This is a genomic window from Cesiribacter sp. SM1, from assembly GCF_020178975.1.
Classification (GTDB): domain Bacteria; phylum Bacteroidota; class Bacteroidia; order Cytophagales; family Cyclobacteriaceae; genus Cesiribacter.
This window is the reverse complement of the sequence record NZ_JAHXBU010000094.1, coordinates 65,796-85,143: the sequence shown is the minus strand read 5'-3', so window position 1 is coordinate 85,143 and position 19,348 is coordinate 65,796. Positions and strand designations below refer to the sequence as shown.

Sequence of the window (19,348 nt, the reverse complement as noted above, 5' to 3'; positions counted from 1 at the left end):
ATGTTATACTTACTTTTGCAGAAGGCCGCCACTAAGCCTTGGATGTTGTATTTTTAAGCTAATGATGTCCTTTATTTCAGCTCCCACACCCATACAACACATCAGCGACCCTCGTCTGGAGGCGGCAAAGGTAAGCCTTGCCATTAAGCGCGATGATCTGATCCATCCCCACATTAGCGGTAATAAATGGCGCAAGCTGAAATATAACCTGCAGGAGGCCCGGGAGCAGGGGCAGCAAACGCTGCTTACCTTTGGCGGTGCTTACTCCAACCACATTGCCGCTACCGCTGCTGCAGGTAATGATTTTGGGTTTAAGACCATTGGCCTCATCAGGGGAGAGGAGCACCAGCCGCTTAACCCCACCCTGCAGTTTGCCAGTGAGCAGGGCATGCAGTTGCACTACATTAACCGCCAGGACTACCGGCAGCGGGGCGAGGAGGAAACCCTGGCTGAGCTGCAGCAGCGCTTTGGCTCTTTCTATTATATTCCCGAAGGGGGCAGCAATGCCCTAGCTGTAAGAGGCAGTGCAGAACTGGTTACCGAGCTTGAGGTACAGCAATATGATTTTATTGCTGTTGCCTGTGGCACCGGCGGCACCCTGGCCGGTATTGTAACAGGCCTGAACCGCCGCAGGCAGGCCCTGGGTTTTCCGGTGCTGAAGGGGGGCAGCTTTATGAAAGCAGAGGTAGATAAACTAACCCAGGCCTATAATGGGGAAGTGTACCACAATTACCAGCTGATCACAGACTATCACTTTGGCGGCTATGCCAAATGGACGCCTGAGCTCACCAGGTTTATCAATGGCTTTAACAGCGGGCATGGCGTTCCGCTGGATCCTGTTTATACCGGCAAACTCCTGTTCGGAATCTTTGACCTGGTGCAGAAGGGGTGGTTTAAACCCGGCACCCGCTTGCTGGCCATTCATACCGGTGGTTTGCAGGGGATAAAAGGCTTTAATGAAAGGTTTGGAGATATCATTTCATAAAAAGAGCCGCCCCTGTAGCAGGAGCGGCTCTTTCTGTCTAAATCAGCCTTGTTTTTAATAGCTGCCTGGCTTATGCGCTAGCATAGCCTTTCTATTATCATTCCTTGCTGATTTTGATGGTTTGCTGCTGTTGTGCTCCCTGCAGCCTTAGCAGGTACACACCCTGGCGCAGCTGTTGCAGATCTACCTCTAGTTCGCCTGTGCCTGGTTCTGTTCTGTGCTCTGCTTTGTAAAGCAGCACACCAGCCAGTGAGTACACCTCTACCTGCAGGCTTTCATCTTCAAAGCTGTCAGCCTGGATGGTAAGTACATCCTTCACAGGATTAGGATAGAAGCTAAGTGGCTGCAGAGTTCCTTCTTCATCTTCAAGAGACTCGTAGAAGAAGTTAGGATCAAAGCCTTTGTCACCAGCAGTTCTGGAGTTGGTAGGCATATCTTCAAAGAGCTCTCTGCAGGTGATGATACCGTCTACATCATAGCCATTGCCACTTCTGTTGAAGTTTGCAGGATCAGAAGTATCAGTGATTTTGATGTACCGTACGTACGGCAGCATTTCTTTTCCTGTTACCGAGCTGATGTCTACCTTCACATTGCGGCAGAAGTTGCCCGGCACCTGCACCCAGTCCTGGCCATTGGCAGATACGTGCAGCATCATGGTTTCCAATGTTCCGGCACCTTTGCCATCGTAGCAGGGGCGATGAGCCCAGCCCCAGGTAGTTTCCACCACCATCAGGTCAGGAGCAGTAGAACCATCGTCGTAGAGATTGGAGCCCAGCTCCAGTACCAGCTCTCCTCCAAAGCCAAGAGAAACAAAACTATGGGTCTTGTCTTCCTGTGGTGCACCAAGCGCTCTGGTGGGAATACTTCTTAAAGGATCTATCACGCCCCTGTTATCCGCACGTGGCCCCTGGCGGAATGATACCACTTTTGTAGCATAGCAGCTGTTTTCTGTTTCATCTACCATGCCATTACAGTTATTGTCCAGGCCATCACCTGCTAGTTCTGGCGCAGCAGGATGTACTGCAGCATTCCGGTCTTTACAATCGCCACCTTTGTTTACGTACCCTTCTGGCTGCCAGCAGGCGGTAAGCATAGACGCATCTTCACCAAAGCCATCTCCATCAGCATCGGCATACCAGGCTCTGTTGGTGCAGTTGCCTACACGTATTTGCAGCTCAAGGGTGTCCCACTGTGCCCAGTAGGTGCGGGCACGTACTTGTGGCTTATATGTGCCAAAACTTCTGGCAGGTGGAGTGCCCCACACGCGGATGGCATTAGGCACCTCTCTGCCCTCTACAGAAATTAGTTCTGCCTGGAGCCAGTCAGGAGCATTGTTTAACTCCAGTTCAACCAGCTCGTGCCAGTCGCTGTTGCTAATCGGAATAATGACCTCCAGCGGCTGTTGCGTACCTACTACAATAGGCGAAACAGGCTGTAGCTCAAAAGGAAGATCAACTACAACTGGTAAGTATCCCCCTACGGAGTTGCCATGCTGATCTTCAGCAGAGAAGAAAAAGAAAATCTCACCCAAATCCTCTCGGTTTGGGAGCCAGCTCATGTACAACGAAGCTGTATCAGCAGAAGTTACCGATCTGTCGGGGCTGAAGATAGCACCTGCAAGATCTGGTAACAAGGTGTAGGGAGGACCACTGCTTCCGTAGTTATTCATGATGGCAGAGTCTACACGTAAAGTAACCATATCTCCCAGGGTAGGATCTGCAACCTGTATGGTAAAGTTAAGCTGCTCGCCTACCATTATTTCCTGGCCAACATCTGAGGAAATGAAATAGGGCGCTGTGGTATTTGCGCCACCTTCGTCTATCTGACCATTGCAGTTGTTATCTGTACCATCGCCAGGTACTTCGGGAGCAGTGGGGTTAACAGAAGCGTTGCTGTCATTGCAGTCGTTGTTGTTATTGGCATAACCTTCCCAGGAAGAGCAGGTAATCTGGGCAGGCCTGCTGCCTGTGCCATAGCCGTCGCTATCATTATCGCTATACCAGTTCTTGTTTACACAATCAGCGGATACAATTAAGGTAAGGGTATCGGTGGTGGTGATGTCGGCGTGTGGGTCAATATGGTACATGGAAATTTTGTAGGTTCCTACATGCTCTTCACGGGCATAGGCCCTTTCTCCATCGGTGTAAAGATTTACCCCCATCTGGTCTGAAAAGCCAAAACCCATCTCCTGAGCATTCCAGTCCATGCCTACATATTCGGTAGTGCCCATAACAGGTATATTTATCTTGAAGGGCTGGTTGATACCAATCACGATCGGTTCGGCGGGCTTCATAAATACCGGTTCAGTCCACACATAAGGCATCCAGTAAGCGTAAGTGGTATTACCAGCTTCATCGGTGGCTTCCAGTTGTAGATCAGGGCCATGAGGGCCGCTTGGTGATGTAGGGGTGAACGTGAGCTGTGTGCTAATGGTACCCGTTGCTGATATCGGCAATGCAGGGTTTAGGGTATAAGTATTAGCGTCGATATCACTTGTGTAGCTGAGCGTGAGTGCATCATTTGCGTCCGGGTCTGTTACCTGAATGTTGATGGTATATTCTTTTCCAACTTCGTAATATGTTAAGTTGTGATCCCCAGTTAAGGTAATTACCGGCGCCTGGTTTTCCACTGTATCATCATCACAGGCATCACCTACACCATCTTCATCTGCATCTTCCTGCTCACGGTTATAGGTATCCGGGCAGTTGTCGTACATATCATCTATGCCATCTCCGTCAACATCAGATCCTACAGGATCCAGATTATCACAGTTGGAGTCTACATCATCATAGGGAAAATCTTCGGCATCAGGATTGATGTTAGGATCGTTGTCGTTGCAGTCATCGAAGTTGCCCACATAGCCTTCGGGCTGTTCGCAGGCTAATAGCTCATTCTCGCTGCCAAAGCCATCGCCATCTTCATCGGCAAACCAGTACTCTCCTGATTCAGCAGGATCAAAAGGGTGGCAGTCATAATCATTGAGCGCACCATCTCCATCAATGTCATCGTCGCAGGCATCACCTGTGCCATCACCATCCATATCTTCCTGGTCCTGATTGTAGATGGGGCAGTTGTCAATTGAATCATCCACACCATCCTGATCCTCATCAACAGGATCTTGTGTGGGTGTGGTAATACTGAACGGACTGCTGCTCAGGTAGAGATTGTTAGTATTGTTGCCGGAAGCAGCCAGTACTTGTGCCTGTGCGGCAGCTGCTGGGCTTGTGATTGCATGGCTACTGCCGCTCCACAAACAGCACAACACCAGAATGCTGTATAAACAGCACTCCTTGAAAGTAGAGATTTTCATAGGCATTGATAAAAAGTAGGTTTTTTGAAATAGATATGAAATAAAAATTGAGTGCACGCGCAGTCATGATAGCACAATAGACATGTGGGGCCACAAGGGGTCATCATTAAAAAAACTAAAAAGTGTGCATGATGCCAGTGCTACATACAGCTGATGCTATTGCCTTTTGTAAACTGGCTGAATAAACAAACATCACTTAAGTGTCTGTGTTTGCGGTAAATTCAAAAAACAGCAAAAAATTAACAATAGCCTCTGTAGGCAGATTTCCACCAAAGGCTATTGTTTACATAATTTTCAAAAGATCTAAACGAAGATTAGTAGCGGCTTTTATTTTGCTGTTGCAGCATCTCCAGCATTTGTTGGAGCCGGCGCTGGCGGGTTTCTTCCTTTTTTGCTTCAGTTATCCAGAGAAGGTACTCTTTACGGTGGGTGTAGGCAAGGCCCTCGAAGAATGTTTTTGCAGCAGGATGTTTATCCAGCAAAGCCTGCAGGTATTCGGGAACAGTCAGTTCTGGCCGCTCTGTTTGCTGACCTACCGAGCTGCCATTGGCAATACGAGGCCCTTTTCGGCTAATTTCTCCCTCGGGCTTAAAGCGCAGCGCCGACCAGGTGTTGTTGATGGCAATTTGTGTTACAGGGCTCCAGCCCTTTTTTACAATTGGCTCCCAGCCCTCATCGCGGTTAATGTTGGTTTTGATGGCGGATGACTTTTTAGGATAGGCTATCCACAACTTAGCTCCAGGTGCCAGAGAAGCCAGGGCAACAGGTGCCAGCTGCTGTAGCTCGGCCTGTGAATGTACAAACAGCAGCAGGTTCTGGTATGCAGCATTACCTTCGGCATTTGTATCATGCCTGATATTCTCCAGCACAGGCAGTAGGTCTGCCGGGGAATTCAAGAACAGAGTTTTTTCCGCCGGTTTGATGGCCAGTTTAGCGGATAAAGCTGTTGCTTCCATACAGATCAGGCTTTAGGCTTTATGCCAGCGCTCTTTGATGGTTTGCAGAGCCTCCTGGTGTATTTTACCGTTGGTGGCTAGCAATTCTCCGCCAAAAATAAAGTCTGATCCACCTTTGAAATCTGTTACGGTGCCACCTGCCTCCTGTACAATAATAATTCCGCCTGCTACATCCCAGGGCTTGAGGTTATATTCAAAGAAGCCCTCAAAGCGCCCCATGGCCGTATATACCAGATCTACTGCTGCACTGCCAAGGCGGCGCAGGCCGTGGCTGTTTTTCATGAAATGCTCCATGATGTCGAGGTAGGTCTGCATCAAGCCAAAATCGTAATAGGGAAAGCCGGTGGCAATAAGGCTTTGAGATACTTCAGCAATGGGCGATACTTTTATTCTCTCGCCATTGCAATAAGCGCCCTGCCCCCTGATAGCCCAGAACATTTCATCAGCATTAACCTCGTACACAATGCCCATGACCAGCTCCTGCCCCTGCAGCAGGCCTACGCTTACGGCAAAAACCGGCAGGCTGTGTAAAAAGTTGGTAGTGCCATCGAGCGGATCGATAATCCATTTGTACTCTTCATCGGCAGCCTGGGCGGTGCCTTCTTCGGCAATAAAGCCACAGCCTGGCAGGATCTGCCGCAGACCTTCTACCAGCTTTTGCTCTGCCTGCTTATCTACATAAGATACCAGGTCGTTGAGGCCTTTGTGTTCAATGTTGGCCCTGTCGAAATTTTTGCCTTCCTGCCGGATAAAAGCACCGGTTTCTTTGATAAGGTCTAGTGATGGTTGAAGAATGTGCTGGAGGTTCATTATTTTTTTATAACTCGTTTTCTGACAAAAGCGGCCAGCAGCAGGAAAGGCGCTATCCAGCCGGCAGTGCGGCCCAGGTAATCACCGTAGGCAGCGTAAAAAGTAATTGTTTCATTGGCGCGAATGCTGCCCTTAACTACATCTGGCTCCCAGTAGCGGGTTTTTTGCAACACATCGCCACGCTGGTTTATAAAGCCAGATATGCCTGTGTTGGCACAGCGGGCAATGCTGCGGCGGGTTTCTATGGCACGCAGGCGTGCATAATGGAAGTGCTGCTTATGCCCAGCGGTATTGCCCCACCAGCCATCATTGGTAATGATAAAGATAAAGCTGGCTCCATTGCGGATGAACTCAGCCATAAAATCGCCATAAACAGATTCATAACAGATAGAAGGGGCTACCCCTACTCCCTGGCTGTTAAAGAATACAGTACGTTCGGCCTGGCGGCCAAAACCACCTGCAGAGCCTCCCAGGTTAAAGACTGTTTCGGAAAGCCAGCGTGTTACCTGTGGATAAGGGAGCAGCTCTGGGCCAGGCACCAGCTTACTTTTATGATAGGTAGAGTCGGTGTTGCCGTTGATAAAATAGGCGGTATTGAAAACATCGTAGTGGCCAAAGCCTTCCCGGTAGCGTGCTGTTGCAGGCGGCGTGCCCTTATCGTATACGCTGTAAGAGGTAATGCCTGTTAACAGCGACAGCTGTGGATAGCTGTTCACAAATTTAGTGATATCCTGAATGATAGGCTGCTGGTTCAGGTACCTTTCGTCGAAGGCCTGGTCAATGGCCGTTTCCGGCCAGAGCAGAAAGCTGGTTTGTGGCCCGAGCTTAGTCTGGCTCTGTTGTATAAAGCGCTGTACCTGCTCTTCGTAGGGAATAAAGTTTTCGGTGCCGGCAAATTTCTCGGTGAAGGGGTCAATATTTGGCTGCAGCACTACGGCTTCGTATTCCGGACCTGTTTCTACATAACTCCAGTAGCGTATGTAACCGCCTAGTATCGGCAGGCCTATCCAGAACAGCATTACTACCACAGTTACCGCAGAGAAATGAGGCTTGCCATGCCAGAAGAGGAAATAGGCCAGCAGGTTGCCCAGGAGTATCCAGAGAGAGCCGCCGAATACGCCCGTCCACTCATACCACTGTACCCACTCCGGAAACATGGCGAAGCCGTTGCCCAGGGTGAGCCAGGGCCAGCTAAGATCCCAGGTAAGGTGTATATTTTCGAAGGTAATCCAGTAGAGCACAAAGCTCATGTAGCCCAGACCGGGGCCGGTGCGGCGCTTTGTGTAGCGGAATAAGAGCAGCGGTATGCACATGAGCAGGGCATTGGCAATATTTGCGAAAATGCCGCCTATGAGCGTAGAGTTTACCACCCACCAGGTGGTGGTGAGGTTCCAGCCCAGCAGGGTAAGGTACCACCAGCCGAACAGCGTACGCCCGGGCTTGCGGTAGCGTTCTGCAGTAATGTGCTGCTCCATGATGAGGATAGGCACAAAAGCCAGAAACAGCAGTGGGGCAAAGGGAAGCACAGGCCACCCCAGCCAGAAGAAAAGAATACTTGTTGCCGCTAACAGGGGTAAAAACCAGCGACTATTGCTTACCCGCCACCACCAGGACAATTTCTCCTTTGGGAGGGTGCTCGTTGTAGTGTTCATAGAGTTCAGTTAAAGTACCGCGCCGGTTTTCCTCAAATAGTTTTGTCAGTTCCCGGCTAACACAGGCGCGCCGGTCGCCACCCAGGTGCTCGGCCAGCTGCTGCAGGCTTTTAACGAGCCGGTGCGGCGATTCGTACAGGATGAACGTACGTTCTTCCAGTGCCAGTTCCTTTAAACGGGTTTGCCTGCCTTTTTTGTGCGGTAAAAATCCTTCAAACACAAATTTATCTGCCGGAAGCCCGCTATTGACCAGCGCAGGTACAAAAGCGGTGGCACCAGGGAGGCACTCTACTTTTAAGTCTTCTTCTATAGCCGCACGCACCAGCAAAAAGCCTGGATCGGAAATGGCGGGGGTGCCGGCATCAGTAACCAGCGCCAATACACTGCCACCCTTCATCTTCTCTACCAAACGCTGTACCTGCCCATGCTCGTTGTGGGCATGGTAGCTTTGCAGCGGCTTACGGATGTCGTAATGCTTCAGAAGTTTTCCTGAGGTGCGGGTATCTTCTGCCAGTATAAGATCAACTTCTCCCAGAATGCGCAGGGCACGCTGAGTAATATCCTCCAGATTACCAATAGGGGTAGGCACCAGGTAAAGAGCCGTTTTTTCCTGCATAGGGGCAAAGGTATTAAAAAAATGCTACGCCAGCAGCTTATCAATAGCCTTGGCAAGCTTTCTGTCACGCTCGGTAACTGTATTACCGGCATCATGGGTGGTGAGCTCTATGTTTACCTTGTTGTATACGTTGCTCCAGTTGGGGTGGTGATCCATTTTTTCGGCTAAAAGTGCCACCCTGTTCATAAAAGCCCAGGCTTCAGAAAAGTCTTTAAATTCGAAGCTGCGGGAGAGCTTATTGTCTTGTTCCTGCCACATATTAATAGTGAATGAGTGAATGTTTTCTGCCTGTGGGGTATTGCTCATTGGGTGTTCATATCCCAGGCCTGATGTCCCATACCTGTAGAACTCTTTTGCGGGGAATTTATCTAAAAAACTTTTTATATACCGGTTTGCGATAGAGGAACTGAGCCAGCAGGGCAGGGTAGAGGGCAAGGTCGAGCAGCCTGTTGCCGGTGCTGTAGGTGATATCATCCACAATACGGGTACCGCTTCCTGGCAAGGCAAGCAGCCGGTGGTGGTGATGCCAATATTGCAAGGGTTTGGGAAGCTTTCGGCCTTCGTCTATAAAATACCATTCTTTTGCCGTTTGGCCATTTGCCACAATTTCGCTTACCCAAGTTTGCTTCAGTGGCCCGAAGTGGAGTTCCATGGCCACCCAGTCTCCTTTTTTACTGCCATCGAAGCGCAGCAGCTTTAACCTGGGAAAAGGGGGTGCCAGGGCCCGGAATAATTTCTCGTTAAAACCATCAGCTACTTTTTTCAGGGGCTGTTCTACATCTGTATGAAGCAGGATGTGCATCGGTAGGGTATGTGGTAAGTTGTATTGGGTATATAGACAAAATGGTTTAATAGGTATAGTTGTTTTTGATAGTGGCGCATCTTCTAATTCAATGGTCAGCTGCCTCTTATTTGTTAATTAGGCTTAGTGGTTTTTCAGCTGAAACCTGTTGCCTAATAAAAAAGCCCCGCTTTGCTGGCGGGGCTTCACTAAATTACCTTTTTTCGTACTGTTCGCTGTAGTAATCCTGGTAGTTTCCGGAGGTTACATTTTGTAGCCACTCTTCGTTAGCCAGGTACCAGTCTACGGTTTTTTCGATGCCTTCCTCAAACTGCAGCGAGGGCTGCCAGCCCAGCTCGTTCATGATCTTGCTGGCATCAATGGCATAGCGCAGGTCGTGGCCGGCGCGGTCTTTTACAAAGGTGATCAGCTTTTCTGATTCGCCCTCTGGCCTGCCAAGCTTGCGGTCCATTACCTTACACAGCAGCCGCACAATATCAATGTTCTTCCACTCATTGAAGCCGCCAATGTTATAGGTTTCGCCGGTAGCACCATTGTGGAATACCACATCAATTGCGCGGGCATGGTCTACTACATAGAGCCAGTCGCGTACATTTTCGCCTTTGCCATAAATGGGCAGGGGCTTGTTGTGCCTGATGTTGTAAATGCAGAGGGGAATCAGCTTCTCCGGGAAATGGTTGGGGCCATAGTTGTTGGAGCAGTTGCTGATCACCGTTTGCATGCCATAGGTGTTGGCATAGGCACGCACAAAATGATCGGAGCTGGCTTTAGAAGCAGAATAAGGCGATTGCGGATCGTATGGCGTGGTTTCCACAAAGAAGCCACCATCGTGCAGCGATCCGTATACCTCATCTGTACTAACATGATAAAAGCGGTGCTGATCATATTCGCCTGCCCAGGCTTTGCGGGCAGCATTGAGCAGGTTTACCGTACCCACCACATTGGTCATGATAAAAGCCATGGGGTCGGCTATAGAACGGTCTACGTGCGATTCTGCTGCCAGGTGAATAACATCAGTAATATTGTGTTCTCTGAAAACATTCTCAATTTCCTCTGCCTTGCAGATATCAGCTTTAACAAAGGTGTAATTTTCCCTGTTTTCTATGTCCTTCAGGTTCTCGAGATTACCTGCGTAGGTGAGTGCATCGAGGTTTACAATATTGTAATGCGGGTATTTGTTTACGAATAACCGCACCACATGTGAACCTATAAAGCCAGCACCACCGGTGATCATAATACTTTTAGACATACTATTCTGTTTTAACCAAATTTTGCTGCCAGCGCCAGGCGTCTTTTAAGGCATCTTTCAGGCTGTGTTGAGTTTTCCAGTTCAAAACATTGTTTGCTTTGGCAACATCTGCCCAAACCTGCTCCACATCGCCGGGGCGGCGTGGGCCAAGCTGGTAGTTGAGCGGCTTTCCGCTAACTTCCTCAAAAGTCTGAATAACCTCCAACACTGAATTGCCCTGTCCTGTTCCCACATTCACCACATCATAGAAAGAGTTTTCTGAACGATCTCGCAGGTACTCAAATGTTTTGATGTGTGCATCTGCCAGATCCAACACATGAATGTAATCACGAATGCAGGTGCCGTCTGAGGTATTGTAATCATCGCCAAAAACGGTGATTTTTTCGCGTAAGCCGGCAGCTGTCTGGGTAACAAACGGAATTAGGTTGTTAGGTACCCCATTTGGCAGTTCGCCAATAAGGCCGCTGGGGTGTGCCCCTACGGGATTAAAGTAACGCAGCGCTACAGTTTTTAGCTTGCGCCCACTGGCTACGGCATCGCGTAAAATGTCTTCGCACATTTGCTTGGTGCGGCCGTAGGGCGAGTTTGCAGGCTTGGTAGGGCTTTGCTCTGTAACAGGCAGCTCATCGGGCTGGCCGTACACAGTACAGGAGGAGGAGAACACCAGTTCTGCCACCCCATACTGCTCCATAAGCTCCAGCAGCACCAGCAAAGACCCCAGGTTGTTCTGGTAGTATTTGATAGGCTCTGCTACAGACTCGCCTACTGCTTTATAGGCAGCAAAGTGAATAACCCCGCGGATGTTGCCTTCTTTTTTGAAGATGGCCTCCATCTGCTGCTTATCGGTGCAATCTGCCTCATAAAAGGTAGGTTCGGCCTGCAGGATCTGCTTCAGGCCTTCCAGCACACTTTTAGAGGAGTTGACGAAGTTATCAACAAGTACAGGCTCATACCCGGCAGTGGCAAGTGCCACTGCTGTGTGTGAGCCTATATAGCCGGCGCCGCCGGTAACTAGTATTTTAGATTTCATTAAGCTTCCTGCTTCTGTAGAACCTTTTTCTTGAAGTATTCGAGGGTTGGCTTCAGGCCTTCGGCCCTGCTGTACTTAGGCTCCCAGCCTAGTACCTCACGGGCAACCGAGATATCCGGCTGACGCTGCTTGGGATCGTCCTGCGGCAGTGGCTTATAAGTAACCTTCTGTTCGGTGCCTGTTAAGCGGATAATCTCTTCTGCAAACTCACGAATGGTAATTTCTGCAGGATTGCCAATGTTTACCGGATGGGCATAATCGCTTAGCAACAGGCGGTAAATGCCTTCAACCAGGTCATCTACATAGCAGAAGGAGCGGGTTTGTGAGCCATCGCCAAAAATGGTAAGATCCTCGCCACGCAGGGCCTGGCTTACAAAGGCAGGCAGCACACGGCCATCGTCCAGTCGCATGCGCGGGCCGTAGGTGTTGAAGATACGTACAATGCGGGTTTCAAGGCCGTGGAAGGTGTGGTAAGCCATGGTCATGGCCTCCTGGAAGCGTTTGGCTTCGTCGTACACACCACGCGGACCAACCGGGTTTACATTGCCCCAGTAGGTTTCTGTCTGTGGGTGCACCAGCGGATCGCCATACACCTCAGAGGTAGAGGCAATCAACATTCTGGCACCCTTTGCCTTTGCAAGCCCCAGCAGATTGTGTGTACCCAGCGAACCTACTTTCAGGGTCTGGATGGGCATCTTCAGGTAATCAATAGGGCTGGCCGGAGAGGCAAAGTGCAGAATATATTTCAGCTCGCCCGGCACGTGTACATACTTGCTTACATCGCAGTGGTAGTACTCAAAGTCCGGGCGGGCCATCAGGTGCTCAATGTTTTCCATGGAACCTGTAATAAGGTTGTCCATGGCAATAACATGATAACCTTCGGCCAGAAATCTATCGCAAAGGTGCGAGCCTAAAAAGCCCGCACCCCCGGTAACTAAAACTCTTTTCTTAGGCATGTACTGATTTTACTTTAGGGTTTACAGCTTTTCTACCTATGCTTATATAAGTAAACCCTAGTTCTTCCATCTGCTCTGGCTCGTAAAGGTTACGGCCATCAAAGATCACTTTGTTATTGAGCGTGCTTTCCAGCTGGTCGAATTCTGGGGTACGGAATACGGGCCACTCCGTCATGATCATCAGGGCATCACAACCACTGATGCACTCGTACATGCTGTCGCAATACTCTATACGATCTCCCAGCTGCTCGCGTACGTTTTCCATAGCTTCCGGATCGTAGGCCTTTACCCTGGCGCCAGCCTCAAGCAGGGCTTCAATGTTGTAAAGAGCGGGAGCTTCACGGATATCGTCAGTATATGGTTTAAAGGCAAGGCCCCAAACCGCAATGGTTTTACCTTTCAGATCGCCATCAAAATACTCCTTAACTGCAGGAATAAGTTTGGTTTTCTGATTTTGGTTTACTTCCATTACAGACTGCAGGATCTGGAATTCGTAGTTGGCATCGCTAGATGATTTTGCCAGGGCCTGCACATCTTTAGGGAAGCAGCTGCCACCGTAGCCAATACCTGCAAACAGGAAGCGCTTGCCAATGCGGCTGTCGGTACCAACACCGTGGCGTACGGCATCAACATCGGCTCCCAGTAATTCGCAAAGATTGGCAATCTCGTTCATGAACGTGATTTTGGTTGCCAGGAATGAGTTGGCTGCATATTTGGTTAACTCTGCGCTGCGCTCATCCATAAAGATTACCGGGTTGCCCTGGCGTACCAGCGGAGCATACAGATGTTCCATTTTTTTGCGGGCCTTTGGCGACTCAGTACCAATTACCACACGGTCTGGCTTCATAAAGTCTTCTACCGCCACACCCTCGCGCAGGAACTCGGGGTTAGAAACAACGTCGAATTCTACCCTGGCATTTTTAGCAATTCTATCACGTACTTTTTCGGCAGTACCTACGGGTACGGTGCTTTTATCTACTATAATAGTATACTGCTCCAGGAGTGGTCCTAAATCATCGGCAACTTTCAGGATATATTTAAGGTCGGCAGAGCCATCTTCACCGGGAGGTGTGGGCAGGGCCAGAAAGATGATCTCGGCACCTTTGATACCTTCGGCCAGGTTTGTGGTGAATTCCAGGCGTTTCTGCTTGATATTTCTCTCAAAGAGAACGTCCAGGCCTGGTTCATAAATGGTGATCTGACCGTTACGCAACTTATTTACTTTGCGCTCGTCAATATCCACACACATTACATGATTGCCAGTTTCGGCAAAACAAGTTCCGGTAACAAGGCCAACGTAGCCAGTACCAACTACAGCTATTCTCATACAAAGAGTAGGTTATTGTGATAAAATGATGATTGATTAAAAAATGATTTAGTACAAAGCTATCAGATTAATAGCAAGAAAAGAAAAATTAGATTAATAAGCGTTTTAATTTACTTTTTATTATCCGAACGAATGTTAGTTTGGTAAATCTGTACATTTTCGTATTTTAGCATTATGGCAGAAGAAACAATTTTTGAACAGGAGGTTCACTCCGGTATGAACTTCGACTACAATGAAAATCAGCGCATGATTGCTGATATGGTCAATAATTTTGCAAGCCGGGAAATAGAGCCCTACCGCCGGGAATGGGATGACCAGCAGATTTTTCCAGTGGAACTGTTCCGCAAAATGGGCGAACTGGGACTGATGGGAGTGCTGGTACCGCAAGAGTATGGAGGTTCTGGCTTTGGCTATTTCGAATACGTAACAGCGCTCATTGAGGTTTCAAAATTTGATGGTGCCATTGGCTTATCTATGGCAGCGCATAATTCTTTATGCACCAATCATATTTTGATGTTTGGTAATGAAGAGCAGAAAAAGAAATACCTGCCCAAACTGGCCACAGGCGAATGGCTGGGTGCCTGGGGTTTAACAGAGCCAAATACAGGTTCTGATGCCGGTAATATGAAGACGGTAGCCAGAGACATGGGCGACCATTATGTGCTGAATGGCTCTAAAAATTTTATCACCCATGGCAAATCCGGCAATGTGGCGGTGGTAATAGCACGCACCGGCGAGCCCGGCGATTCGCATGCCATGACTGCCTTTGTCATCGAAAAAGGTACAGCAGGTTTTAGTGCCGGCCGCAAGGAAGATAAGCTGGGCATGCGTGCCTCAGAAACCACTGAACTTATTTTCCAGGATTGTAAGGTGCCGAAAGAAAATGTTTTGGGAAAAGTAGGCGATGGCTTTATACAGGCACTGAAGATTCTGGATGGCGGCCGTATTTCTATTGCTGCCCTTAGCCTTGGGATCGCCAAAGGGGCACTGGAATCATCAATAGCCTATTCTAAAGAGCGCCAGCAGTTTGGACAGCCCATTTCGCAGTTTCAGGGTATCGCCTTCAAACTGGCCGATATGGCTACAAAACTGGAGGCCGCTACCCTGCTTACCTTCCAGGCAGCTGCTTTAAAGAACAATAATAAGCCGGTATCCAAAGAGTCGGCCATGGCAAAATACTATGCATCGGAGGTAGCTGTAGAGCTGTCTACAGAGGCTGTGCAGATATTTGGTGGCTACGGATATACTAAGGATTACCCGGTAGAAAAACATTACCGCGACTCTAAATTGTGCACCATTGGTGAGGGAACATCAGAAATTCAGAAGCTGGTGATCTCTCGCCAGCTGTTAAAATAGTTTTTTTTCTGGGTTTAGTGATAGGAGCCCTTCGGTTTGAAAAACCCGGAGGGCTTTTTTTTCGTGCTATTTAAGGAACTGTCTGTACATTTATAGTCTTATATAGACAGAAGAAGTTATCTTTGTGCCCAAATTCATTATAAATAGTTTTTGTAAAGGAAAAATTTAAGATGTTAGTAGTAAACGTAAAAGAAAACGAATCAATTGATAGAGCACTTAAGCGCCTGAAGAAAAAATCACAGCGTGCAGGTACCCTAACAGAACTGCGTGCACGTCAGTATTTCGAAAAACCATCAGTAGCACGCCGCACTGAAAAAATCAAAGCTGCATACCGCCAGAAGATGCAGAGCCAGGAGCAGCAGAACGGTTAAGGCCAATTCGTTTTCTTGCTTAAACACATTTCTTTAGCAGTATTGTAATTATTATTACAATTACATAGATTTGCGCACCAAAATTTTGGTGGAAGGAGGTGTATAAGCATGATCGTAATAAACGTAAAAGATAACGAATCGATCGATAGGGCGCTAAAGCGTTTCAAGAAAAAATTCGAGCGTACTGGTGTGATCAGAGAGCTGCGCGCACGCACTGCTTTTGAAAAACCATCGGTAATACGTAGAACTGAAAAGATTCGTGCGGCTTATCGCCAGCAAATGCAACAACAGGAGCAACTATAAGCTTAAAGCTTGCCCTGTGCTTGAATAAGATCCAGAATCTTGTCTATAAAAGAGCCCGCAATCGCGGGCTTTTTCTTTTAAATTGTTTAAGTTGGTACTGATCATTTAGAGAGGCATGATTGCTAATTTTCTTCGGTACCTGGCTTACGAGCGCCGCTACAGCGCCCACACCCTCACTGCATACGAGGCCGATCTGGGCCAGTTTGAAGCCTATCTGCAGGAAACCTATGCGCTTGCCGATACTACTGCCGTAACCCATTTGCACCTGCGCTCGTGGGTGCTGGCACTGGTAGAAGGGGGTATGTCTACCCGCAGTGTAAATAGGAAACTGGCTACCTTACGCTCTTACTATAAGTTTCTGCTGAAAAGAGAAGCCGTGCAGCAGGACCCCACCGTAAAAGTGCGGGCGCCCAAAGTGCAAAAGGGGCTCCCTCATTTTGTGCAGGAGGCAGAGATGGACCGCCTGCTGGATAATATTCCCTTTCCGGATACCTTTGAAGGCTGGCGCGACAGGCTGGTGCTGGAGCTGCTGTATGGTACCGGCATACGCCTTTCGGAATTACTGCAGCTTAGGGTTAGCAATGTAAACCTGCACGAAGGGGTGATTAAGGTACTGGGTAAGCGCAATAAGGAGCGGGTAATTCCCATGGCTAAACCCTTGCAGGAACTTGTGCGAAAGTACATTGGCAGCAAGAGTGCTGCTTTTGGTGCCGATAGCAGTGCACACCTGCTGGTGACCGATAAGGGAGAGCAGGCTTACCCGATGTTTGTGTACCGCCTGGTGCGCAAGTATCTGGGTACTTTTACATCTTCTGAAAAACAAAGCCCTCATGTTTTGCGTCATACATTTGCTACGCATTTGCTAAATCGTGGGGCTGACCTGAACGCAGTGAAAGATTTATTAGGACATAGTAGTCTGGCAGCCACACAGGTGTATACGCACAACTCCATGGAAAAACTCCGGAAGGTTTTTGAGCAGGCACACCCAAAAGCATAGCATATTTTTATTACTAACTTAAATAGTATAAGTATGAAACTTAACATCAATTATGTAGAAATCGAGAACGATAAGAGGCTGAATGATTTTATTCAGAAGAAAGTAGATAAACTTGAGACGTTCTACGATAGAATTATAGAGGGAGAAGTATACCTGCGCCCAAATAACACATCTGTAGATTCTGTAATTACGGAGCTTAAGATATATGTACCAGGCCAATCACTTTTTGCCAAAGAGCAGGCCGATTCTTTTGAAGCCGGCATAGATGGTTGTGTGGAGGCCCTGCGCCGCCAGATCCGCAAGCTAAAAGAAAAGCAGGCTTCCCACCCGCAGCAGCCTTGATAGATAGTATATAGTACAATGTGTATATGGTATATTGATAAATACCAATACCATCAAAAAAAAGAGAGGCTGTTTCAATCTGAAGCAGCCTCTCTTTTTTATTCATTTATTTTTAGCTAAAGCATATCATATACTCTAGCGCCTTGCCATTTACTATTTCAGGCCAAAGGCTTCTTTGATCTTGTCAACATAGTCAAGCTTCTCCCAGGTAAAGAACTCCAGCTGCTTTTTCACGCGGCGGTGCACCTGGTGTTTTTCTTCACCATTGTCTTTTACATCTACCGTATTGAGCTCTACTTCCTGGCTGTAGGAGTCTCGGCCCATGTGTCCATAGGCAGCTGTAAGGCCAAAGATTGGATTTTTAAGCCCAAAGCGCTCAACAATGGCTTTGGGGCGCATATCGAACAACTTGTTGATCACGTTGCTGATTTCAGCATCGTTCATATTTACTTTTGCCTTGCCGTAGGTGTTAACGTTCAGTGAAACCGGCTTGGCTACACCAATGGCATAGGCTACCTGCACCAGGGCCTCGTCGGTAACGCCGGCTGCCACCAGGTTCTTGGCAATGTGGCGTGCGGCATAGGCAGCACTGCGGTCTACTTTAGAGGAGTCTTTTCCGGAGAAAGCACCACCACCATGGGCACCTTTGCCACCGTAGGTATCTACAATAATTTTACGGCCTGTTAAACCGGCATCGCCATGCGGACCGCCAATTACAAATTTGCCGGTTGGGTTTATGTGGAAGATGGTGTTTTCATCAAGCATATCGGCAGGTATAGCCTTAGGTACTATATGCTCGATTACGTCTTTGCGTATTTTTTCCAGCATCTGGCGGTCGGCTTCGGCCTGCGCTCCTGCAGAAGAATCTTTTGGCTTTACGAATGCATCGTGCTGGGTAGAAACTACCACTGTATGTACACGTTGTGGAGTGCCATCGTTGCTGTATTCTATGGTTACCTGGGCCTTTGCGTCGGGGCGCAGGTAGGGCATTAAATCAGCATTGTTTTTACGAACATCTGCCAGCTCTTTCACCAGGCGGTGCGAGAAGGCCAGTGCCATTGGCATATATTCAGGGGTTTCTGTGGTGGCATAGCCAAACATCATGCCCTGGTCGCCGGCACCCTGGTCTTTCTCATTATCTGCATCTACACCACGGGCAATATCCGGAGACTGAGAGTGGAGTGTTACCATCACACCGCATGATTCAGCATCGAACTTATAATCATCCTTGTTGTAACCAATGCGTTTGATGGTTTCGCGCACTACCTCCTGTATTTCAACATAAGCTTTGGTGGTAACTTCGCCACCAACCACAACCAGACCGGTAGTAACAAACGTCTCGCAGGCTACCCTTGAATCAGGATCCTGTGCCAGCATGGCATCCAGTATGGCGTCAGAGATCTGGTCAGCGATTTTATCAGGGTGTCCTTCAGAAACAGACTCCGAGGTGAAAAGATATGACATGTTCAAATATATTATGCTTCGTAAGTTGCTGTTAGAAACGCAAATTTGCTTAAAGGTACCACAATTCTCAACTATTCGCTTAACTTTTATAAGAAGGGACCGAGCCCAGAATGAAAATTACAGGCTGCTTGTGCAAATCGGGCTGATTCTTTTTCCATTCGGCGATGGTGCGGGTGCGAACAAATTCTTCCGGTGCGGTAATATTAGCGGCTATGCACAGCAGCATACCTGGCTGGCAGCTTTGCAGTACATCTGCAAGGAGCTGGTTATTGCGGTAAGGGGTTTCCATAAAAATCTGGCTCTGCCCTGCCCTGGCATTTTTTTCCAGTTCCTTAATGGTATTGATTCGCTGCGGGTTTTTTACCGGCAGGTAACCCTTAAAGGCAAATTCCTGTCCGTTCAAGCCAGAGGCCATCAGCGCCAGCAAAATAGAGGAGGGGCCCACCAGGGGCACTACCTGTATGCCTAGTTTATGTGCATGAGCTACTGCCCGTGCCCCCGGATCGGCCACGGCAGGGCAGCCCGCCTCTGAGAGGAGGCCTACATCATGCCCCTGCAGCAGTGGGGCTAATAAATCTGGCACACCGGCATCGGGTGTGTCTTTGCTTAGTTCTTCAAACTGCAGCTCTTCTATGGTGAGGCCCAATTTTAAGCTGCTAAGAAAGCGCCTGGAGGTGCGAATGTTTTCACACAGGTAGTACTTCAGTTCTTTACATAGCTCCTGTACCTGTTGTGGAATTACCGCAGCTGCAGTATTTTCAGCCAAAACACTGGGTATCAAAAAAAGACGCCCCCATTTTTTTTCCTGCATGCTTTCTGTTC

19 protein-coding genes are annotated in these 19,348 nt (G+C 48.5%); 6 read left to right on the top strand and 13 right to left on the bottom strand.

The window, feature by feature from the left end; all coding sequences use genetic code 11:
* The first annotated feature begins 61 nt into the window (after window positions 1–61).
* The gene (locus KWJ01_RS24625) at window positions 62–985 is read left to right on the top strand and encodes a 1-aminocyclopropane-1-carboxylate deaminase/D-cysteine desulfhydrase (RefSeq protein ID WP_224999792.1); all 924 of its coding nucleotides are present in this window, start codon (window positions 62–64) and stop codon (window positions 983–985) included.
* Window positions 986–1,082: 97 nt separating this feature from the next.
* Here the strand turns inward: KWJ01_RS24625 and KWJ01_RS28410 are convergent, their stop codons facing one another.
* The 11 genes from KWJ01_RS28410 to KWJ01_RS24570 form a co-directional block, all read right to left on the bottom strand.
* The gene (locus tag KWJ01_RS28410; protein WP_224999791.1) at window positions 1,083–4,295 is read right to left on the bottom strand and encodes a MopE-related protein; all 3,213 of its coding nucleotides are present in this window, start codon (window positions 4,293–4,295) and stop codon (window positions 1,083–1,085) included.
* A gap of 314 nt (window positions 4,296–4,609) precedes the next feature.
* Window positions 4,610–5,251: a YdeI/OmpD-associated family protein gene (locus tag KWJ01_RS24615; protein ID WP_224999790.1), complete on the bottom strand. Its 642-nt coding sequence runs from the start codon at window positions 5,249–5,251 to the stop codon at window positions 4,610–4,612.
* A gap of 12 nt (window positions 5,252–5,263) precedes the next feature.
* Window positions 5,264–6,061: an inositol monophosphatase family protein gene (locus KWJ01_RS24610; RefSeq protein WP_224999789.1), complete on the bottom strand. Its 798-nt coding sequence runs from the start codon at window positions 6,059–6,061 to the stop codon at window positions 5,264–5,266.
* Window positions 6,061–7,713 carry an apolipoprotein N-acyltransferase gene (gene lnt / locus KWJ01_RS24605; protein WP_224999788.1) on the bottom strand — a complete coding sequence of 551 codons (1,653 nt, stop codon included), beginning with the start codon at window positions 7,711–7,713 and terminating at the stop codon, window positions 6,061–6,063. The genes KWJ01_RS24610 and lnt overlap by 1 nt, the downstream gene beginning before the upstream one ends.
* On the bottom strand, window positions 7,649–8,329 hold the full coding sequence (gene rsmI, locus KWJ01_RS24600) for a 16S rRNA (cytidine(1402)-2'-O)-methyltransferase (RefSeq protein WP_224999787.1): 681 nt from the start codon (window positions 8,327–8,329) through the stop codon (window positions 7,649–7,651). Before rsmI ends, lnt begins: the two co-directional genes overlap by 65 nt.
* A 24-nt stretch (window positions 8,330–8,353) precedes the next feature.
* The gene (locus KWJ01_RS24595) at window positions 8,354–8,635 is read right to left on the bottom strand and encodes a 4a-hydroxytetrahydrobiopterin dehydratase (protein ID WP_255651206.1); all 282 of its coding nucleotides are present in this window, start codon (window positions 8,633–8,635) and stop codon (window positions 8,354–8,356) included.
* Window positions 8,636–8,693: 58 nt separating this feature from the next.
* Window positions 8,694–9,131, bottom strand: a complete 438-nt coding sequence (locus tag KWJ01_RS24590) for a hypothetical protein (RefSeq protein WP_224999786.1) — start codon at window positions 9,129–9,131, stop codon at window positions 8,694–8,696.
* A gap of 193 nt (window positions 9,132–9,324) precedes the next feature.
* Complete coding sequence (rfbB, locus tag KWJ01_RS24585) at window positions 9,325–10,380, bottom strand: dTDP-glucose 4,6-dehydratase (protein WP_224999785.1); 1,056 nt, start codon at window positions 10,378–10,380, stop codon at window positions 9,325–9,327.
* Window position 10,381: 1 nt separating this feature from the next.
* Window positions 10,382–11,410 (bottom strand): UDP-glucose 4-epimerase GalE, encoded by a 1,029-nt coding sequence (gene galE / locus KWJ01_RS24580; protein ID WP_224999784.1) that lies wholly within the window; start codon window positions 11,408–11,410, stop codon window positions 10,382–10,384.
* A complete protein-coding gene (locus KWJ01_RS24575; RefSeq protein WP_224999783.1) occupies window positions 11,410–12,366 on the bottom strand; it encodes a UDP-glucuronic acid decarboxylase family protein in 957 nt (318 codons plus the stop codon). The genes galE and KWJ01_RS24575 overlap by 1 nt, the downstream gene beginning before the upstream one ends.
* The gene (locus tag KWJ01_RS24570) at window positions 12,359–13,693 is read right to left on the bottom strand and encodes a UDP-glucose/GDP-mannose dehydrogenase family protein (RefSeq protein WP_224999782.1); all 1,335 of its coding nucleotides are present in this window, start codon (window positions 13,691–13,693) and stop codon (window positions 12,359–12,361) included. Before KWJ01_RS24570 ends, KWJ01_RS24575 begins: the two co-directional genes overlap by 8 nt.
* 216 nt (window positions 13,694–13,909) lie before the next feature.
* Between KWJ01_RS24570 and KWJ01_RS24565 the strand changes: the two genes are divergently transcribed.
* From KWJ01_RS24565 to hpf, 5 genes are all read left to right on the top strand, one after another.
* Window positions 13,910–15,049 (top strand): acyl-CoA dehydrogenase family protein, encoded by a 1,140-nt coding sequence (locus KWJ01_RS24565; protein WP_225000360.1) that lies wholly within the window; start codon window positions 13,910–13,912, stop codon window positions 15,047–15,049.
* 170 nt (window positions 15,050–15,219) lie between these two features.
* Window positions 15,220–15,420 carry a 30S ribosomal protein S21 gene (gene rpsU, locus KWJ01_RS24560; protein WP_061990041.1) on the top strand — a complete coding sequence of 67 codons (201 nt, stop codon included), beginning with the start codon at window positions 15,220–15,222 and terminating at the stop codon, window positions 15,418–15,420.
* Between the two features lie 108 nt (window positions 15,421–15,528).
* Window positions 15,529–15,723, top strand: a complete 195-nt coding sequence (rpsU, locus tag KWJ01_RS24555; RefSeq protein ID WP_224999781.1) for a 30S ribosomal protein S21 — start codon at window positions 15,529–15,531, stop codon at window positions 15,721–15,723.
* A gap of 115 nt (window positions 15,724–15,838) precedes the next feature.
* Window positions 15,839–16,720 (top strand): tyrosine-type recombinase/integrase, encoded by an 882-nt coding sequence (locus KWJ01_RS24550; protein ID WP_224999780.1) that lies wholly within the window; start codon window positions 15,839–15,841, stop codon window positions 16,718–16,720.
* A gap of 33 nt (window positions 16,721–16,753) precedes the next feature.
* Window positions 16,754–17,062, top strand: a complete 309-nt coding sequence (gene hpf / locus KWJ01_RS24545; protein ID WP_224999779.1) for a ribosome hibernation-promoting factor, HPF/YfiA family — start codon at window positions 16,754–16,756, stop codon at window positions 17,060–17,062.
* A 153-nt stretch (window positions 17,063–17,215) separates the two neighbouring features.
* Here the strand turns inward: hpf and metK are convergent, their stop codons facing one another.
* Together metK and KWJ01_RS24535 are read right to left on the bottom strand one after the other, a co-directional pair.
* Window positions 17,216–18,526 (bottom strand): methionine adenosyltransferase, encoded by a 1,311-nt coding sequence (metK, locus tag KWJ01_RS24540; RefSeq protein ID WP_224999778.1) that lies wholly within the window; start codon window positions 18,524–18,526, stop codon window positions 17,216–17,218.
* A 79-nt stretch (window positions 18,527–18,605) separates the two neighbouring features.
* A complete protein-coding gene (locus tag KWJ01_RS24535; protein WP_224999777.1) occupies window positions 18,606–19,337 on the bottom strand; it encodes an SAM-dependent methyltransferase in 732 nt (243 codons plus the stop codon).
* Between the last annotated feature and the right edge of the window lie 11 nt (window positions 19,338–19,348).